Source organism: Thalassoglobus neptunius (assembly GCF_007859735.1).
GTDB lineage: Bacteria > Planctomycetota > Planctomycetia > Planctomycetales > Planctomycetaceae > Thalassoglobus > Thalassoglobus neptunius.
Genome location: NZ_SIHI01000001.1, coordinates 2,804,986 through 2,821,588, shown reverse-complemented (window position 1 = coordinate 2,821,588; position 16,603 = coordinate 2,804,986). Strand labels below are relative to the sequence as shown.

Genomic DNA, 16,603 nt, shown 5'->3' with positions numbered 1-16,603 from the left:
GAATTGTGCTTTGGAGCTGGTCTGATCTTGATCGACTTCATTGACGGAACGGAGCTACCGATTTTGGGGCAGAAAAGAACTGTGATTGCGACTCAAAGCCGTGACGTCATGGTGGCGTGTCGGTGTTCTGCCGGGAATCGATATGCGGATCGGGAAAACCCAACGTTTCTTCGATTCGATCCAAATCGGATGGAGTTGTCCATTCGGAATCAGTCTTCTTTGAATGGTTCAAAGGAGACTCAAAGCGTCCCTGTGAGTGAGGGTAAAGATGAGCGACAAACAAAACCAGGTTCAGGTTCGAATGAACCAAATCGAGCACACGTTGAAGCAACTCAAACAGAGTGAAGGCCAAGTCGACACACTGAAAGAAGAGTTGAAAGAAGCAAAGGCGGACGTCGATCGCTACTTCAAGATGCTGCGGAAACTGAACGAAGAAATTGTGGAGATCTCCAACGGGCAGTCGTTCTTGCCGTTCAACGACGACGACATCGATTACACATCAACTCCAGGTCTGGAAACAGTGGGTCAGATTCTGGCCAAAGCACGTCTGGAGAACCGAAAGTCTCTCGACTCTCCACTGGCAGTTCTTGTCGGGTACGGAGTGACACCGAAGCAGATCACTTCCTTGCAAGACGGTATGAGCGTTTCGACTGTCTCGGAACTCGCTGACGCCATTGACAAAAATGGTGACTGGTGGAGTGACGTGCCAAAGGTTGGACGAACAACGGCCCAGTCCATCGAAGAAGCGGTACGCAAAGCGATGTCCGAGCGAACTCCGGTCTCTTCTGAACCGACCGAGACTGAAGACGATCCCCGCAAGCGAAAGTGTTTGGACTGTGGGTTCTTCCGTGAACAGGACGAAGAGAACTGCGTCTGTGGAAAGTCTGAGTTCGAGCTTGCGGAGTACGAAGATGAATCGCCGCAAGGTGACTCGGAAATTGACCCGAACGATGTGGAGTCTGTCCCGATCTACGGTCCGGAAGGTAAGGAATTGGCCACTCTGCACTTGGCTTCGATCGGTGATGACTGGGTGAGTTGCTTTGATCTCACATTGGCTTCAGGTGAGACAGTCGGGCGCAAAGTTCCGCATCACGCGAGTCAACCGTTCATGAGCAAACAGGATGCATTTGAAGATGCTGCGATGTCGGCCGCCTATGAGCTTGAAGGCTTGGGCTGGGAAGCTGAGGCAGCCATCGTCAAGGACTGGGCGATGAACCGAGAGAGCGTGGAGCAGGCTGATCCTGTGGAAGCAGCGTAATGACTGTGCAGGAATTGGTTGCGGCGCTGTCTGGGTGGCAACTGCCGATCGTTCGCGAAGAGTTCGTGCTTCAACAGAATTTGGAGCAGGTGCTGATTCAGGAGATCGGCAGTGAACACTTTCAAAGAGAATACAGTTTGAGTGATCGCGAGCGGATCGACTTTATGTGTTTTGGTTCGATTGGAATCGAAGTGAAAACACAAGGTTCGATGTCATCCGTGGCGGCTCAACTGCTTCGATACGCTGAGTGCGAAGAGGTCAAAGGATTGATTCTGGTGACAACCCGCAGGCGGCATCTCTTTCCAAAGAGTGAACTTGCGGGAAAGCCATTCGGTTCAATTCTCTTAGGACTGTGATGGCGGCTCTTATGAAACCAGCACCTTTGTTTTGTGATGAATCGGAATTCTGCGAGTTACGCGAGAGTGTCGCTCGTCTGGAGTTGATCTGGCGATATCTGGAAGAAGAGCAAGGTGCGGATGTCGACGGTGCCGTGAAAATGTTCTCGATCACGGATCACGTGGAACTGTGGCGAATCGTTCGTTGGCATCGCGAGATTCAGGAAAAGAAGTTTCAGGGTAAGTGCGAGGCAGTGTTGGATGCAGTCCTGGAATCTTCGAAAGCGAACTATGCAAGTTTGGTCAGAACAGCTTTCGAGCGAGTTGGCGTCACGAAGCTTGGGGAAAAGATTCGGATCGGCAAGTGGGTTGCCGAGCAAATGCGACAGTTAAGGGATCAGAATGGCGGAGAACTGGAAAACGATTGCGAGCGGGGAACGGTATCGGATCATTCAGGGGGATTGTCAGGATGTCATGAGGGACACTGCGATTCGTCCGAATCTGATCTTTGCCGATCCACCGTTCAATGTGGGGAAGAAGTACGACGGGTACGTCGATCGCAGGACGAACAAGGAGTTCCGTCAGTGGGTGATCAGTTGGACAAAGCTTGCGTACACGATTCTTGATGATGACGGCGTCTTGGTTTTACACGGTCCGGATGCGTTGGCTGACATCTGGATTCCACTCTTGATCAACGAACGTTGGCGTCGGATCGCGTGGGTCAATTGGTACTACAGCTTCGGCCAATGGACGGATCGCAATTGGATCGATTCTCGCTGCCATGCGTTTGTGATTCGCAAGGGGGGCGGGAATACCTGGAATCCAATCGATGTGATGATTAAATCTGAGCGTTTGAAAATGGGCGACAAGCGAGTGAAGACCTCAAGGTATAAAGGGATGCGGTTGCCGGGCACTGTGTGGGGTGTGCAAGGCGATGAAGAACTGGGTGTCCCGGATGACACTAAAGGCATGTGTCGGATTCAGGGAAACAATCGTGAACGGGAGCGAGAGTGTTCGAATCAGCTTCCGGAAGCGTATCTGAAGCGTTTCATTCTGGCTTACACGAACACAGGGGATCTGGTGTTCGATCCGTTCTGCGGCTCCGGGACGACGGCGAAGGTTGCTGTTGAAACGGGACGTGACGTTGTGACATGTGACGTTTCCGAGAATTCGTGTCGCGTGGCCTCTGATCGCGTGAAGCGGATGCTGAAAGAGAGTCCTGAGATTCTGGAGGTTTTGTGAACAAGCCGGCAATGTTCTCGCGTGAATCTGAGATGACGCGAATCGTTGACGATTGGCTCAATTCCCAAGGATTCTTTACGAAACTGGAGTTCGTGTTTCCTTGGGGGATCTGTGATGTCGTCGCTTGTGAGGTCAATCGAACGCACGTGTTAAGGAGGATTCGTCGCGGGCAGAAAGCCTCGATCGGTTCACACAGCAATGTCCTCTTGCTCTCCATGATTCCATATGAAGGACAACCGATCGGTATAACGATCTCTGATCTTGAGGACACGTTACAGTGGTCGCGGAATGAACTAGAGCAGAGAATTCAGTTCCTTCGCAGGAGACGGTTCGTTGACGAATCACCGGCAGGGGAGTTCAAGAGTCGGGTTGGGTGGTGTCCGATCCATCGCCGTCTTATGGCAATTGAACTCAAATTGAAAGACATCAGTGGGGCGCTCATTCAGGCGAGAAGCAACCAAGGGGTTACTCGGGATTCGTTCGTCGCGTTTCCTGAATCTGTTGCCAATCGCATCGTGAATGGGAAACGAAAGAGGGAGTTCGCTGATTCAGGTGTTGGTGTTATCTCCGTGAACGATTCTTCTTGCGAATTCCTGTTGAATGCAAATGGTCCACTGGACCGTATCTCCGCAACACAAGAACTTCATGCCGTCGAGAAATTCTGGACACGAGCAAAGCAGGAGCAGCAGTGAGTCGCACTTACGGGAAAGTCTGGTTTCGAGACGGGCGATGGAATCTGGAGTTCACCGCACTTCACGCGCGAGAACACTTTCGCCGTTTGGTTCCAAAGGCGGGCAAGGGGCATGGGATTATCCAGATCCGGAGCACGGAAGAAACGTCTCTCGACATTCATTGGTTCATGCAGCGGTACGCTCTTGAGATTCGCAGCGATGACCTGCAAGTTCTCAAAGATGCCGTCAAAGCCAAGAAAGCGCGTGACGAATGGATCTCAGACGTCCAGGCTCCCGATTATGTTCCACGGCAATTCTCGTTGAGCAAACCTCCTCGAAAGTATCAGGCTGTTGGAGCGGAAATCTGGTTAGCACAAAGAGGTTTGCTTTGTGGCGACGATCTCGGTCTGGGAAAGACTGTCACCGCAATTACTGGATTGACTGATCCAAACACGCTGCCTGCTGTGGTGGTGGTTCCTCCAAATCTTCAATCGCACTGGATGGAGAAGCTGGCGGAGTTCGTTCCCAACCTTTACGCGCATCAGGTCAAGCAAAGTCGTGTCTACGAACTTCCCAAGAATCGCGAGGGGAGAACACCAGACGTTCTCGTGATCAGCTACGCCAAGCTCAATGACTGGGTTTCATTTCTCAAGAAGTATGTGTCTTCCGTCGTCTATGACGAGTGTCAGCATCTGAGGAGAGACGACAGTCTGAAGTACAAGGCGGCACGTTCTCTGTCTTCTGTGGCAGACTATCGACTTGGGCTGAGTGCTACGACAATCGCCAACTACGGTGGCGAGATGTTCAATGTGATCGATTGTCTCGTCCCAGGTGGACTGGGAGACCGTTCAGAGTTTTACGCAACTTGGTGTCCAAGATCATTCGACAACAAGCACATCGTTTCTGATCCTGTGGCTTTGGGTGACTACCTGAGAACTGAAGGTTTCATGATCGATCGGAAGTTGAAGGATGTCGGCCGAGAGCTTCCGAAAGCGAACTGGATCTATCACCACATCGAGAGTCATGTGGGTGAACTGGACAAGGTCTCAGGTTCCGCGAGTGAACTGGCTGAAATCATTCTCGGTCGTGCACACGCAGTTACGCGAGATCAGCAGCGTAGTGCGGCAATGCAGCTTGATACCATTCTTCGACAAGCGACAGGCATCGCCAAAGCAAACGCCGTAGCGAAGTACGTGGAGATGCTTCTGGATTCAGGTGAACCGGTTCTGCTCTTTGGTCACCACCACGCTGTGTATGAGATCTGGAAGAAAGAGTTGGCGGAGTTCAATCCGCAGTTCTTCACTGGTCGTGAATCGCCAAAGATGAAACAAGAGTCAAAGCGAAAATTCATTGAGGGTGAGTCCGATCTTCTGATTATGGCATTACGAAGCGGTGAAGGAGTGGATGGACTGGAGCGACGTTGTCGCGTTGCCGTGTTCGGGGAACTCGATTGGACTTGGGCCATGCACAATCAATGCATTGGCCGTCTGAGGCGGAACGAGCAAACAGATCAAGTGGTTGCGTACTTCATGATCTCCGATGAAGGTATTGATCCGGAAATGTGTGAGATCCTTGGAGTGAAGGAAGCACAGTTGAAGGGCTTAAGAGGTGAAGTTCGGGATCTCGTTCCGGTGCGGCGTATTGACCGCATGGATGCTCTGCGGAAAGTGGCAGAGCGATATCTTTCGAAACGGCAAGCAGGGGTGAAAGCGTGACATCTGGAGAAACTCCCAGTGATGATGAATCGAAGGTGAATGCCGAAATCGAATGGATGATGGATCGAATTGAGGAGATCACACTCCAGGTTCAGGACAAAGCAGCTTTCATTTCGTTGCTCTCTGCGGCATTCCATATGTCTTTGAATCTGGAGAAGGGGAACATCGATCTGGCTGCTGCGTTGACTCTGAATCAATTGGCGAAGTTTGTGGATCGATACAAACAGGACGAGGACTGGAAAAGAAGGAACTGACTCATGCAGATTATCGGAATGGACCCAAGTCTCTCCGGGTTCGGACTCTGTGGAATCGAAGCTGAGACTGGCAAGATTCTTCGGAAAGGGATTGTTTCTGAACCGAATTCGGGAGAAGACTGGCCAGAGAGATTGAAGCGATACGACAAGATCGCAGAGCGGGTGCATCACTGGTCTGAGTCGATGCGTCCAAAGTATGTCTTTCTGGAGACGTACAGCTTCAGTTCTCGAAACACTCGAGCGCATCAGGCAGGTGAGTTTGGGTTCGCGATTCGAAAGATGATCACTCGCAAGCTCTCGGCCTCGGTTGTCGAAGTGACTCCCAGTGAGTTGAAACAGTTTGCGACGGGCAAGGGGAACGCAAAGAAAGACAAGATGATCGCTGCGGCCAGCTTGTACTTGGGGGAAGAGGTCACCGACGATAATCAAGCGGATGCCGTCATGCTCGCAGTCTTGGGACGCTGTGCGATTGGCTACGACAACACCGACGACTCTTTCAAATTGAACATCGCGGCAAAGGTTGGTCGGCGGAATCGAATTCTACCTTGCGGACCGTTCTGGGAAGACCTTGTCAAGCGTGCAGGGTGAGTCGTCGCGGCATTCTGAAGAGTTCCCAAGGTTTCAGCATGCGGATTCATGGTCACGTGAAAAACACTCCTGAAATCGGCTGTATGCTCTGCCCCGCGATGAGAGTCAACGTGTGAGCGAGGGGGGATGTCACCGTGTCGAAGCTTCCGGAAGATCTAAGCAAGGTTGTTGTTTGTGAGCAGGAAGCGATGGAGATTCTTGGGTGTGGACGCACCACACTCTATCGGCTTGTGAAGGAAGGCCGGATTGAGAAACGAAAGTATCTACATCGATCGGTCTATACACGCAAGAGTTTGTCCGAGTTCAAACAATCGTGGTGGGACAGCACTGAGTCCGCACGAAGAGTGATCAAACGTCGGAAACGACATCGACGCAACGGCTCCCGCATGCCGAATGCGGAACGTGGCTGACACGGAGTTCAGCGGGGTTCTCTGAAGTGTCGTCTTGTACCCATCCAGTCGCGGCACTTTGGAGAACCATTCTTTCATAATTCTGACGATAGTTTCTCTTTAATAGTTGCCTTGTCGTAAATCTGCCGATATACTCCCTGTGTCGAGTGCATCGACAACCCTAAGCCAGAGGGGATCTGGTGGGAGAGAGCAGATGAGCGAATCATCTTCTGAGGCGGTCCCTCTTGAACCGCTCACAACGTGGAACTACCGCGATTATCCGGCGATGAATCAGTCGTCGTTGAAAGTCTTCAATGCGTCTCGTCGTCTGTATCGCTGTCATCAAGACGGCTGGATGAACGTTCCGTCAGAGCTACAACCCGCAAACAAGTTCGACGCGTTAAATGAAGGGACAGCAACTCACATGTGGTTGCTGGAGCCAAAGCGGGCTCAGCGAGACATCGCGGTTTGGACAGGCAAGCAGAATCGTTCTTTGTCGGCGTTTCGTAGTTTCAAACAACGAGAGCGGGAAGACGGAAAAACAGTCTTAATGCTGGATCAGTGGTGGCTTGTCATCACGATGCAGTTGGTCGTGGAGCAGCAACTTGAAGGCGTACTGCAACACCCCAGTGCGATGCGAGAGTGGCCGATTCTGTGGAATGAAGTCGTTGAACTCGATTCCTGGCAGGACTCGCTACCTGAAAGCAAAGTGGTCAATGTTCCCTGCAAAGCACTCTTGGACTTTGCAAAGTTCACGTCAACTGATGGTCTGATCATCGATATCAAGACCTCCAGTGAACTCATGCCAAAAGGGTTCTTTTACGCAACCAAGCGATTCGACTACTGGGCGCAGGTGGCTCACTACAGCAGGGCACTGAGTGCCGAGACGGGACTGGACCTGAACGACATTCAATTCAGTTTTGCTGTGGTCTCGTCAACGGTGTGTGAGCAGGTCGCCAAGTGCATGCGGGCGAAGGCTCCACCGTATTTGGATCATCCCGACAACTATGAGGCGTTGAAGTCCTATTTGTCACCGGCTGTGGAAGCCGTTGCGCCGTTGGCTTTCTCGTTTCAAGAGTTGTCCGCGATGGATGTGATCGATGCTCATCGTAAGTGGGCAAGCATGATTCACGACTACGCATGGTGCGTGGAAACGGGCAATTGGTCCGATCTGGGCGAAGGCAATATCCGAGTTCTCAGTGGGGTGGTGGAATGACAACGAAGGCAGAAGAAAAGAACGGTCGTTTGAGCAGTGATCAATCAGAGAGTCGTGAGCTCTCGATCGGGGAACAGGTCCAGCATTCATTGCGAGTCTATTCTGATCCAAAGAGAGATCCGGCATCTCGGATTCACGCTTTGAAGTTCTTGATGAATCAGAAGATCGAAGAACTCGGAGCGTTGACGCCAGCAGGACAAAATGCCAGCAAACTGGCGAATGTTCTGATCAAGGAAGTGCGAGGAAATCCAAAGCTTTTGGAGTGCACGTGGGAGTCGATCTATCGATCGGCTCAAGAATCTGCGGCATTAGGGTTGGCGACCAACGGTGTCTTGGGACATGCGTATCTTGTTCCGTACCGAGATCGAAAGAATGGCGTCACAGAGGCTCAACTCCAGATCGGATATCGCGGTTACCTCGATCTCGCGAGACGTCACAGTAAGATTCTGATTAAGACTCGCTGTGTCTACAAAGGGGATGTCTTTGAATACGCCGAAGGCGACGAAGATTTTATTCGACACATCCCTAATCAGTCTGCCGATGCTGAGTTCGAAGAGAAAGATGTCACGCACGTCTACTTAATCGCTAAGGACATGGTGGAGAGAGACCACGTGATTTGTCGCTTGGTCTGGACTCGTGCGCAAGTCGAGCGGCACAAGACGAAGTATTCCAAGAGTTATCAGAAGAATGATTCACCGTGGCAGACAGCCTGGGAGACGATGGCTCGCAAGACGCTTGTGCATCAAGCGGTGGCGCGTGGAGAGCTTCCAATCTCAACAGCAGTCACGGAACTGGCGGTTCGTGAAGAGATCTCAGAATCGCTGCACGTGGAGCCTGCTCAGCATTCCCGACGCATCGCGGATGTCGTTCAACAGGTGAAACGAGACGTCGAACAAGACGAAGTCATCGACATTACTCCGGAAGATCGCGGTGAGAATCTGGAGCTCCCAGAGAGTGAAGAACCATTCGAACGTGAATTCACAGCAAGCGATTCAGAGGTTCAGGAACATCCAGAAGAGCCGGTGCAGGACTTTAGCCAAGAGGGCTTGTATCCAGACACCAGTGAGTCTCCGGCAAAGTGGGAATTCCGGGCCATCAAAGGGATCAAGTCAGTGTCGTCTCTCGATGAACTCGGTGCATGGAGTGACGCGGCACATTCTTTGAAGAAAGAGGGGTTCTTGAACGCCGGTGGATTGAATCGCATCGTCCAGCGGATTCATGAAATGGCTGACAAGATCGGTGCCACTGAAGACTGATCGGTTGCGTTGTGGGGACGGTCTGTTCGCGTCACTCAAGTGGAGATGGGTCAGTGTCTCAGGTGTCCATTGGTGATTGGGTTCGAGTGGCGCGAACAGGCCAGAGCGGTCGAGTGAAGGCTGTCATTGGGACAGTCATCTATATCGAGTTGACCGTTCCAGAACGTGGCAGGTGGCACAAGATGGTTTCTCCTGAAGATCTGGAGCAAGCGGAATCATGGCAAGACGAATGAGTTTCATGCTCACGCAAAAGCAGGTCGAGGATCGGACCAAGACAGTCACACGTCGGGTCGGGTGGTGGTTCCTCAAGCCAGGTGACTTGGTGACAGCGGTTGATAAGGGGATGGGCCTGAAGAAAGGCCAGAAGTCGAAACGGTTGGCATCCATCCGGATCGTGGATGTGCGAGAAGAGCGGCTGAATCAAATCACTCGCGAAGACGTCGTGAAGGAAGGTTTTCCCGGAATGTCTCCGGCTGAGTTTGTGTCAATGTTTTGCTCACACATGAAAGGTGAGCGGGATCAGAAGGTGAATCGAATCGAGTTCGAGTATCTGGACGGAGAAGCGTGATGCCCAAGGAACTGACAGAAAATCGACAGCAGTGGTGGAAGCAATATCGCAAACGGAAGACTGCGACCATCCTCAGAATCTTGCGAGGAATGCAGGGGCTGACGGTGGAAGAGTTGGCCGCGAGAACGCTTCCGGTCCTGGTTTCTCCAGATCGTAAAACGATCGAATTGATTTCTGCATGCCTTCAGTGGGCGGAGTCCAAGGGGTGGATGTGGTCGAAGGAGACAAAACATCTGAAATGGGACCGGAAGCGTGGTCAGTTGGCGGTCCGCACAGATCAGGTTTGGTACTTGACTCCGGAAGGTGTGTCGAAAGCCGATCGATCAAAGAGAGCGTCCTAGGGCAGTACATCTAGAAGAGTTCACGGGAATTATTTGATATGCCAGATAGGTTTGCGACGCAAGTCTTTAACTACGGTGGCGGCTACAACACCATTGCACTCATGGTCTTGATCGCTGAAGGGGTAATCGAACGACCGGATCGAATCATCACCGCAGATACTTCACGCGAGGTGAGATCGACATGGGAATACCTTGTCGATCACGCTAGTCCGTACTTAGAGAAACATGGACTTCCTCCCGTCGAGATTGCATCGCACGATCTGTCTACTGTGGATTTGTATTCCCACAAAGGCACTCTCTTGATTCCTGTGTTCACAGAGACAGGAAAGTTTTCAGCGTACTGCTCCGGAGAATGGAAGAAACTTGTTGTTAGACGATACATGAGAAGTTGCGGAATTTGTTCTGCAACAAACTGGATCGGCTACTCCCATGACGAAAGATCTAGATGGGTGGGTAAAGGCGAACCAGATGGACCGTGGGCTGTACGATTTCCATTAGTTGAGAACATGATTAACCAAGAATCATGCCGGGCGATCATCAAGAAGTCGGGGCTTCCATTCCCTAAGAAATCTCGATGCTACATATGTCCGCATCAAACAAACGAAGAATGGCGAGAGGTACGAGACGATTACCCTGAGCAATTCGTTGAAGCTGTCAAAGTTGATTTTGACGTCCGTGATTTCGACTCCGAAGAAGGCGTTTTTCTCCATCAAGATCGCGTCCCTTTGGTGGATGCAGATCTTGAGCGATCGGATCGGAAAGAGCCAGTCCGTCAGTGTTCTCTGGGCGTGTGCTTTATTTAAGCGAGACCGATGTGTTGTTTCAAAGGATTGGGAGTTGTTTGAATGGACACGCTTACCCTGGATGAACATGAGAAAGCGATCATCTTAAGTCGTTTACAAGACTTAAATGGCAACAAAGCCGAGGCAGCAAAGAGCCTCGGTATTAGCTTGAAGACGCTTTACAACAAATTAAACCGGTACAGGGAACAGGACGAACGTCAGGAGTCAAAGTGATCAGGTTTGGACGTATAGCGTTGTTCGTGGTTTCTCTCCCGTTTGGGCTTCTAATCGCATTGGTTCTCAGCCTGCTGATGGGGGCGATTTGGATTCTCTTGGCAAATGGGAACGACCCGAAGCCAGATGAGCGATTTACAACAATTGGGGTGATGTCCATTCCGTGGATTGCCCTGTGGGGTTGGGCCTATCACATGTGTCGCGGTGTAGGGAATTAAAAGATGAATGAAGTCACGTTATTTAATCTCAGTCTTGTTTTCACTGTTTCAAATGCTCTGTTCTACGTGAGCACGTGGCGACTGGTGAATTCAATGGATGCGATCAACAAGAAGTTCATCACCGACCTCGAACGGATTCGGGGAGGAAGCAGCGTGGAATGCCCTGCGTGTGGGGACAGTTTTATGGTGAATTGCGAATGTGCAATCACCGATCATGCTCTTCAGTGTGGGGAGTGCCTCGGTAGTGGAGAGAGTCAGGGAAGCCTGCAAAGGTGCCAGACATGCGACGGAAGCGGGGCGTGCCCCTGGTGTGACGGTGTGGGCACTGTTCCTTGTTATGACTGCTGCGTGAAGGGGGCCTGATGTCTACTCAATCTTCGATGCTTGTGCGATTCGACACCGGGAGTCTTGAGAGCTATGAGCAGTTCTTGCGACTTAAAAGGCTGCCAGCTTATTCGTGGCGTGGCCTTGCGGCGGAAGTCCCGGAGATGTACTCGCAACTAATTCTTGGGGATGTTGAGCAATCAACTGACGTGGACTACGAACCGTCTCCGCACTGTTTCGATTACCAAAGAGACATATCACGGTTGGCGATTCGGAAACGCCGGTTTGCAGTGTTCGCGGATTGCGGGCTCGGCAAGACGATGATTCAGTTTGAAGTTCTTCGCCACGCACTCAAAGCTGAGACGCATGGAAAGTTTCTTCTGGTGGCGCCACTGATGGTTGTCGACCAGACCATTGAAGAGTGTCGGAAGTGGTACGGGGACGAAATCGAAATTCAGCAGTTGTCTGCGAGCGATCTTTCAAAGTGGCTCGAATCCGCAGCGGGGCCAAGAGTTGGAATCACCAACTACGAATCCATTCGCGACGATCTGATGTTGTCGAACCGCAACCTGAAGGGGTTGTTCCTCGACGAATCCTCAATGCTGAAGAATCACTACGGCAAATGGGGAATGCGTTTGATTCGCCTGGGGCGTGGGGTTCCGTGGAAGATGTGTTTCACTGGGACACCAGCTCCAAACGATCGGATTGAATATGCGAATCACGCTGTGTTCTTGGATCACTACCGGACGACACAAGAGTTCTTGGCGACCTACTTCATCAATCGGGGACAGACGCAGGAACGCTGGGTGTTGAAGCCGCATGCTCTGGGGCCGTTCTACCGAGCGTTGTCTCATTGGTGCATCTTTCTCAGTGACCCGTCGACCTACGGGTGGAAAGACAATTGTTCCACGATTCCGCCGATCTACACGCACATTCACAACGTCGAACTGACACAAGAACAGCGGAATGCTGTGATGGATCTGACCGGTTCAATGTTCGTGACAGAAGCCGGTGGAATTGGCCAACGATCCAAACTGATGCGGATCGCGAAAGGTAGCTATCGCGACAAGCCAATTGCGACGAACAAGCCGGGGTTCATTCGTGATCTTGTCGATTCGTGGCCAAGTGAGTCGACGATCATCTGGTGTCACCACAACGACGAACAAAAGCTGATGGAGAAGACATTTCCTGAAGCCGGATCGATTAGCGGTTCAACGCCAGTTCAGAAACGGCGTGAGATCATCAAGGCATTCCAGTCTGGTGAGATCAAGGAACTGATGAGCAAACCGAAAGTGCTGGGATTCGGTTTGAACCTTCAAATCGCAACTCGACAGGTTTTTAACGGTACGAGCGACAGTCTGGAAGAGTACTACCAAGCTGTGAAGCGATCGAACCGCATCGGGTCGGAGCGACCGCTAAACGTGCATATTCCGGTCACGGAAGTTGAAGAACCGATGCTGTCCAACGTGCTGTCGAAAGCAGACCGGGTGGAAGCGGATACCAAAGAGCAAGAAAGGATTTTCCGAAGCAATGCCGTCATCTAACGAGTGGTCGATTCACAAAGGGGATTGTATTCCCCACATGCTGGGCGAGATGAAGCCGAAGTCGGTGGACTTCTCAATCTATAGTCCTCCGTTTCCCTCGCTGTACGCATACACGTCTGAGGACTGCGACATCGGCAACACAGCAACGGTCAATGAAGAAGCCAAGATTCACCTTTCGTTCTTCTTCAAGGGGCTTAAGCGTGTTCTGAAGCCGGGGCGGGTTGCGATCTGCCACTGCTGTCAGATTCCCCGTATGAAGCGGACGGGGGAAGTCGGAATGCACGACTTTCGCGGGATGCTGATTCGCCTCGGTGAACGTGCTGGTCTGGTTTACGAATACGACTGGAGCATCGGCAAGAATCCTCAATCGCAGGCAATTCGCACGCGTTCTAGGGAATTGCAGTTCGCTGGATTGGAGAGCGATCGTTCCGGTTCACGTGGGACGATTCAAGACTATCTGATCAAGTTTCGGGCGCCGGGAGAGAACCGCGTTCCGATTCGATCCAAGCATGAAATTTCGCGGAATGACTGGATCAACTGGGCAGAAGGAACGTGGGATTGGCGTGACGTCATTGAGACGGACACGCTGAACACCGCAGCGGCAAAAGGGGGTGATGACACTCGACACATCTGCCCGCTGCAACTGGAAGTCTACAGGCGATGCATTCTGCTCTACACGAATCCAGGTGAATTGGTTTTCGAACCATTCGGAGGGATCGGAAGCGGTGGGTATGTGGCTCTCGGTGGTGAGTCACTAAAGACTTGCAAACGAATCGAGAACCCTCGCAGGTATCACTGCTGTGAGATCAAGGATGAATACATTCAGCAGGCGAAGAAGAATCTTGAGACTGCGATCGGTCAACGTGAGAGATCAAAGGCACAGAGTCTGTTTGCGGGGGTGATGGAGTAATGGGGCGATTTGCAGAGAACACAACAGTTTCAGTTGAAAAGTCTCGCGCGGAGATTGAACGGATTCTGGAGCGATATGGCGCCAGTCAGTTCATGTACGGGCGGGATGATTTAAGGGGGCTGGCAACTATCCAGTTTCAAGCGAGTGACCGGCAAGTTCGGTTCATTCTGTCGTTGCCGAACAAGTCCGAGGATCGGTTCTGGAAGCACTCCAGAGGGCGCAGAACTCCTGACGCTGCTGAGAAGCAATGGGAACAATCGTGTCGTCAATCGTGGCGTGCATTGGCTCTGTGCATCAAAGCCAAGCTGGAGGCTGTGGAGTCCGGAATCAGCGAGTTTGAAGACGAGTTCATGGCTCACATTGTGATTCCGAGTGGTGGAACAGTTGGCGAACTGATGCGACCTCAGATTGAAGCGGCGTATGAATTGGGAAGCGTCCCGTCTGGTTTGGCCGGATTCCTTCCGGCACCGAATGAAAGTGAGTGATCGATGGAGAGTGACGGGTGAAATACAAGGAAAGCGAAGTGACACCAGTTCAAGTTGGCGATACAGCCCGTCATATCAATGGCGCCATTCAAGGTGAAGTGACGGCTGGGATGTCCGTCAACGGCAGATTGATGATGCGTGTGAGCTACATGAAGGGCGGTTTGAAATGTTCTACATGGGCACCGCGCAATCAGTGGATTCTGGTTCAGGAGTCAATCAATGAGCGGTGATTCAAAAGTTAATCATCCATCGCATTACAACCAAGGGCGATTGGAAGTCATCGATGCGATCGAGGGGCTTGAACTCGGTTTTCATGAGGGAAATGTCCTTAAGTACATCGCTCGATACAAGTGCAAAAACGGCACTGAAGACTTACAGAAGGCTCGTTGGTATCTCGATCGATTGATTGAGAGCGAGTCGGCTAAAGATTGTGAAACGGAGAAGCTGAATGGTTGATGTTCGATACAAGTCGTCTGTGGAAGTTGAGCAGATTCAGTCAATGGGTGGGGATCACATGGTGGTTGCTGCCGCCAGAGTAAGTACGCAAGGCGCAGATGCTTTGCAGTACGCCGATGAAGCCAGTTCTGCTGAGAACTCTGGGTTGATCAACTACCTGATGAAGCACCGGCATGGAACTCCATTTGAGCATGCTGCAATGACGTTCTTTGTGCATGCTCCGATCTTTGTTTGGCGGGAATGGCATCGCCACCGTATAGGTTTTTCATTCAATGAAGAGAGCGGAAGGTACAAGACACTGGAGCCAGTGTTCTACATTCCGGAAAGAGATCGACCGATGATGAAGGTCGGTGAGTGGAAGCCTGGTCGACCGAAGTTTCTCCATTGTGAAGATGACTCGGTTTTCGACCGGTTTGTCGAGATGAAGAAGACTCAATATGAGTCAGCTTATCACAGTTACTTAAACGCTCTGGACATGGGGATTGATCCCGGACTGGCACGAATCGATTTGCCAGTGGGGATTTACTCCGGTTGCTGGGTCACATGTAACCCACGTTCTTTGATGGCGTTTCTGAGCTTGCGGACACATGAGCCTGATAACGCGAAGTTTGTCAGCTACCCGCTTCATGAGATCGAACTCGGTGCTCGCGCCTGTGAAGAGATGTTCTCGAAAGGTTGGCCGATCACTTATCGAGCGTTCTGCGACAACGGACGGGTTGCGCCTTAAAAATCCAAGTGGCACTCGGGGAGGTGCGGTGATGTGTTTCGCCTCTTGATTGCATTGGCATCTTCTCGGGTGCTCGCAATTGTGGCGGTTCGGAAGCCTCCTCGTCGACTTCCGTCTTGCGGGATGACCCTATCCACAAACTTTATGAGGTGAACAATGAGCGTTTTCTTTCTAATGGTGCTTCTGGCTTCTTTCGCTGGATTGGCATGCGGTGCCGTTTGGTTCGCAATCCAGCCCCCGAGAAATGCAGTGGAGTCATTCTGGGCGATCTTCGTCGTCGTGTCGTGCTTCGTCGGATTGATCTGTGCTCTTGCCGGGTTTGCGTACCTTCAGGTGATCCCTCAATCGCATCACATGGAGGAAGCGGTTGGTGGCTCAGCGGTTGAGGGGGATGAATTCGGGGAGGTGCGGTGATGTTGTTCAGTTTGATGTTGGCAATTTTGTTTTCATGGGTGCTGGCTATCGTCGCGTTTCGCAAGTCTCGTGAACTTGGTTCGATGAAAGCAAATCGGGATCACTGGAAGTGGATGGCGGCAGAGAGAGCGAATGACCTGGAACGTGTGAATTCGATTTGCGGGTTAGCCAACAAGAGTCTCGATGAATTGCGGTCCAAAGAGAAGGAACAAGAGAAGTGTATCGTGAACCTGAAAGGTCGAATCTCAGGGTTGGTTGATCAAGTTTCTGAGAAGGAGCAATTGGTCAGAAGACTGCAAAGACAGCATTCCGAGTCAGAAAAGAAGATCAAACTTTGTAGCGAGCGAGAACAGGCCGGCATTGATGCTGACACGATTTCTCGCAACTTCGCCAAGGTGATTTTCGAGTGTCAACAGAAGGCGATTCGTCTGTTGAATGACATTGGCCGTGGAAAGCGATTGTGTGAATTCTGCCAATCCGCAACGCACGAACCGGGCAAGTCCGCAATGTGTGAGTCCTGCGACACCGCTTTGATTGAAAGCAATACAAAGCTGGAACAAGCCAACAAAGAAGAGCTGGTAGAAATCGACTACGTGGAGATTCGCAAAGATGTGACGGAATCATGAATCGAAAGATTTCGGAACTCTTGATGACTGTTCTCGTGTGGATAACGGTT

At 51.5% G+C, this 16,603-nt stretch carries 24 protein-coding genes; all 24 read left to right on the top strand.

Annotated elements, in window-relative coordinates; genetic code table 11:
- The first annotated feature begins 268 nt into the window (after positions 1-268).
- The 24 genes from KOR42_RS11325 (at position 269) to KOR42_RS11210 (ending at position 16,553) form a co-directional block, all read left to right on the top strand.
- Complete coding sequence (locus KOR42_RS11325) at positions 269-1,258, top strand: hypothetical protein (RefSeq protein WP_146509777.1); 990 nt, start codon at positions 269-271, stop codon at positions 1,256-1,258.
- A complete protein-coding gene (locus tag KOR42_RS11320; protein WP_146509776.1) occupies positions 1,258-1,614 on the top strand; it encodes a hypothetical protein in 357 nt (118 codons plus the stop codon). Before KOR42_RS11325 ends, KOR42_RS11320 begins: the two co-directional genes overlap by 1 nt.
- 381 nt (positions 1,615-1,995) lie before the next feature.
- On the top strand, positions 1,996-2,835 hold the full coding sequence (locus KOR42_RS11315; protein ID WP_146509774.1) for a DNA-methyltransferase: 840 nt from the start codon (positions 1,996-1,998) through the stop codon (positions 2,833-2,835).
- Between the two features lie 688 nt (positions 2,836-3,523).
- Positions 3,524-5,221, top strand: a complete 1,698-nt coding sequence (locus KOR42_RS11310) for an SNF2-related protein (protein ID WP_146509772.1) — start codon at positions 3,524-3,526, stop codon at positions 5,219-5,221.
- On the top strand, positions 5,218-5,475 hold the full coding sequence (locus KOR42_RS11305; RefSeq protein WP_146509770.1) for a hypothetical protein: 258 nt from the start codon (positions 5,218-5,220) through the stop codon (positions 5,473-5,475). The genes KOR42_RS11310 and KOR42_RS11305 overlap by 4 nt, the downstream gene beginning before the upstream one ends.
- 3 nt (positions 5,476-5,478) lie before the next feature.
- A complete protein-coding gene (locus KOR42_RS11300; protein ID WP_146509768.1) occupies positions 5,479-6,063 on the top strand; it encodes a crossover junction endodeoxyribonuclease RuvC in 585 nt (194 codons plus the stop codon).
- 134 nt (positions 6,064-6,197) lie between these two features.
- Entirely contained in the window at positions 6,198-6,473 is a 276-nt protein-coding gene (locus KOR42_RS11295) for a helix-turn-helix domain-containing protein (protein ID WP_146509765.1), read from the top strand.
- A gap of 193 nt (positions 6,474-6,666) precedes the next feature.
- Positions 6,667-7,668 (top strand): PD-(D/E)XK nuclease-like domain-containing protein, encoded by a 1,002-nt coding sequence (locus tag KOR42_RS11290; protein WP_146509763.1) that lies wholly within the window; start codon positions 6,667-6,669, stop codon positions 7,666-7,668.
- 152 nt (positions 7,669-7,820) lie between these two features.
- A complete protein-coding gene (locus KOR42_RS11285; protein WP_231740855.1) occupies positions 7,821-8,924 on the top strand; it encodes a recombinase RecT in 1,104 nt (367 codons plus the stop codon).
- Between the two features lie 53 nt (positions 8,925-8,977).
- A complete protein-coding gene (locus KOR42_RS11280) occupies positions 8,978-9,157 on the top strand; it encodes a hypothetical protein (protein WP_146509759.1) in 180 nt (59 codons plus the stop codon).
- A 5-nt stretch (positions 9,158-9,162) separates the two neighbouring features.
- Positions 9,163-9,492: an ASCH domain-containing protein gene (locus KOR42_RS11275; RefSeq protein WP_231740854.1), complete on the top strand. Its 330-nt coding sequence runs from the start codon at positions 9,163-9,165 to the stop codon at positions 9,490-9,492.
- Positions 9,492-9,833: a hypothetical protein gene (locus tag KOR42_RS11270; RefSeq protein WP_146509755.1), complete on the top strand. Its 342-nt coding sequence runs from the start codon at positions 9,492-9,494 to the stop codon at positions 9,831-9,833. Before KOR42_RS11275 ends, KOR42_RS11270 begins: the two co-directional genes overlap by 1 nt.
- 38 nt (positions 9,834-9,871) lie before the next feature.
- On the top strand, positions 9,872-10,636 hold the full coding sequence (locus KOR42_RS11265) for a hypothetical protein (protein ID WP_146509753.1): 765 nt from the start codon (positions 9,872-9,874) through the stop codon (positions 10,634-10,636).
- Between the two features lie 42 nt (positions 10,637-10,678).
- Complete coding sequence (locus KOR42_RS11260; protein ID WP_146509751.1) at positions 10,679-10,849, top strand: helix-turn-helix domain-containing protein; 171 nt, start codon at positions 10,679-10,681, stop codon at positions 10,847-10,849.
- Positions 10,846-11,067 carry a hypothetical protein gene (locus KOR42_RS11255; RefSeq protein WP_146509749.1) on the top strand — a complete coding sequence of 74 codons (222 nt, stop codon included), beginning with the start codon at positions 10,846-10,848 and terminating at the stop codon, positions 11,065-11,067. Before KOR42_RS11260 ends, KOR42_RS11255 begins: the two co-directional genes overlap by 4 nt.
- Before the next feature lie 3 nt (positions 11,068-11,070).
- Positions 11,071-11,430, top strand: coding sequence for a hypothetical protein (locus tag KOR42_RS11250; protein WP_146509747.1), 360 nt, complete (start codon positions 11,071-11,073; stop codon positions 11,428-11,430).
- Complete coding sequence (locus KOR42_RS11245) at positions 11,430-12,935, top strand: SNF2-related protein (RefSeq protein ID WP_146509745.1); 1,506 nt, start codon at positions 11,430-11,432, stop codon at positions 12,933-12,935. Before KOR42_RS11250 ends, KOR42_RS11245 begins: the two co-directional genes overlap by 1 nt.
- Positions 12,922-13,845, top strand: a complete 924-nt coding sequence (locus KOR42_RS11240) for a DNA methyltransferase (protein WP_146509743.1) — start codon at positions 12,922-12,924, stop codon at positions 13,843-13,845. Before KOR42_RS11245 ends, KOR42_RS11240 begins: the two co-directional genes overlap by 14 nt.
- Positions 13,845-14,330: a hypothetical protein gene (locus KOR42_RS11235; RefSeq protein WP_146509741.1), complete on the top strand. Its 486-nt coding sequence runs from the start codon at positions 13,845-13,847 to the stop codon at positions 14,328-14,330. Before KOR42_RS11240 ends, KOR42_RS11235 begins: the two co-directional genes overlap by 1 nt.
- Positions 14,331-14,347: 17 nt before the next feature.
- Positions 14,348-14,560, top strand: a complete 213-nt coding sequence (locus tag KOR42_RS11230) for a hypothetical protein (protein ID WP_146509739.1) — start codon at positions 14,348-14,350, stop codon at positions 14,558-14,560.
- A complete protein-coding gene (locus tag KOR42_RS11225; protein ID WP_146509737.1) occupies positions 14,550-14,786 on the top strand; it encodes a DUF3310 domain-containing protein in 237 nt (78 codons plus the stop codon). The genes KOR42_RS11230 and KOR42_RS11225 overlap by 11 nt, the downstream gene beginning before the upstream one ends.
- Positions 14,779-15,513 (top strand): FAD-dependent thymidylate synthase, encoded by a 735-nt coding sequence (thyX, locus tag KOR42_RS11220; protein WP_197441066.1) that lies wholly within the window; start codon positions 14,779-14,781, stop codon positions 15,511-15,513. Before KOR42_RS11225 ends, thyX begins: the two co-directional genes overlap by 8 nt.
- 156 nt (positions 15,514-15,669) lie before the next feature.
- Positions 15,670-15,927: a hypothetical protein gene (locus KOR42_RS11215; protein ID WP_146509735.1), complete on the top strand. Its 258-nt coding sequence runs from the start codon at positions 15,670-15,672 to the stop codon at positions 15,925-15,927.
- On the top strand, positions 15,927-16,553 hold the full coding sequence (locus KOR42_RS11210; protein ID WP_146509733.1) for a hypothetical protein: 627 nt from the start codon (positions 15,927-15,929) through the stop codon (positions 16,551-16,553). The genes KOR42_RS11215 and KOR42_RS11210 overlap by 1 nt, the downstream gene beginning before the upstream one ends.
- The last annotated feature ends 50 nt before the right edge of the window (positions 16,554-16,603 follow it).

Excerpts from the sequence above, each read along its gene's own strand:
- KOR42_RS11325 (WP_146509777.1), top strand. The coding sequence starts at position 269 with ATGAGCGACAAACAAAACCAGGTTCAGGTTCGAATGAACCAAATCGAG.
- KOR42_RS11320 (WP_146509776.1), top strand. The coding sequence starts at position 1,258 with ATGACTGTGCAGGAATTGGTTGCGGCGCTGTCTGGGTGGCAACTGCCG.
- KOR42_RS11315 (WP_146509774.1), top strand. The coding sequence starts at position 1,996 with ATGGCGGAGAACTGGAAAACGATTGCGAGCGGGGAACGGTATCGGATC.
- KOR42_RS11300 (WP_146509768.1), top strand. The coding sequence starts at position 5,479 with ATGCAGATTATCGGAATGGACCCAAGTCTCTCCGGGTTCGGACTCTGT.
- KOR42_RS11290 (WP_146509763.1), top strand. The coding sequence starts at position 6,667 with ATGAGCGAATCATCTTCTGAGGCGGTCCCTCTTGAACCGCTCACAACG.
- KOR42_RS11285 (WP_231740855.1), top strand. The coding sequence starts at position 7,821 with ATGAATCAGAAGATCGAAGAACTCGGAGCGTTGACGCCAGCAGGACAA.
- KOR42_RS11275 (WP_231740854.1), top strand. The coding sequence starts at position 9,163 with ATGCTCACGCAAAAGCAGGTCGAGGATCGGACCAAGACAGTCACACGT.
- KOR42_RS11270 (WP_146509755.1), top strand. The coding sequence starts at position 9,492 with ATGCCCAAGGAACTGACAGAAAATCGACAGCAGTGGTGGAAGCAATAT.
- KOR42_RS11265 (WP_146509753.1), top strand. The coding sequence starts at position 9,872 with ATGCCAGATAGGTTTGCGACGCAAGTCTTTAACTACGGTGGCGGCTAC.
- KOR42_RS11260 (WP_146509751.1), top strand. The coding sequence starts at position 10,679 with ATGGACACGCTTACCCTGGATGAACATGAGAAAGCGATCATCTTAAGT.
- KOR42_RS11250 (WP_146509747.1), top strand. The coding sequence starts at position 11,071 with ATGAATGAAGTCACGTTATTTAATCTCAGTCTTGTTTTCACTGTTTCA.
- KOR42_RS11245 (WP_146509745.1), top strand. The coding sequence starts at position 11,430 with ATGTCTACTCAATCTTCGATGCTTGTGCGATTCGACACCGGGAGTCTT.
- KOR42_RS11240 (WP_146509743.1), top strand. The coding sequence starts at position 12,922 with ATGCCGTCATCTAACGAGTGGTCGATTCACAAAGGGGATTGTATTCCC.
- KOR42_RS11235 (WP_146509741.1), top strand. The coding sequence starts at position 13,845 with ATGGGGCGATTTGCAGAGAACACAACAGTTTCAGTTGAAAAGTCTCGC.
- KOR42_RS11225 (WP_146509737.1), top strand. The coding sequence starts at position 14,550 with ATGAGCGGTGATTCAAAAGTTAATCATCCATCGCATTACAACCAAGGG.
- thyX (WP_197441066.1), top strand. The coding sequence starts at position 14,779 with ATGGTTGATGTTCGATACAAGTCGTCTGTGGAAGTTGAGCAGATTCAG.
- KOR42_RS11215 (WP_146509735.1), top strand. The coding sequence starts at position 15,670 with ATGAGCGTTTTCTTTCTAATGGTGCTTCTGGCTTCTTTCGCTGGATTG.
- KOR42_RS11210 (WP_146509733.1), top strand. The coding sequence starts at position 15,927 with ATGTTGTTCAGTTTGATGTTGGCAATTTTGTTTTCATGGGTGCTGGCT.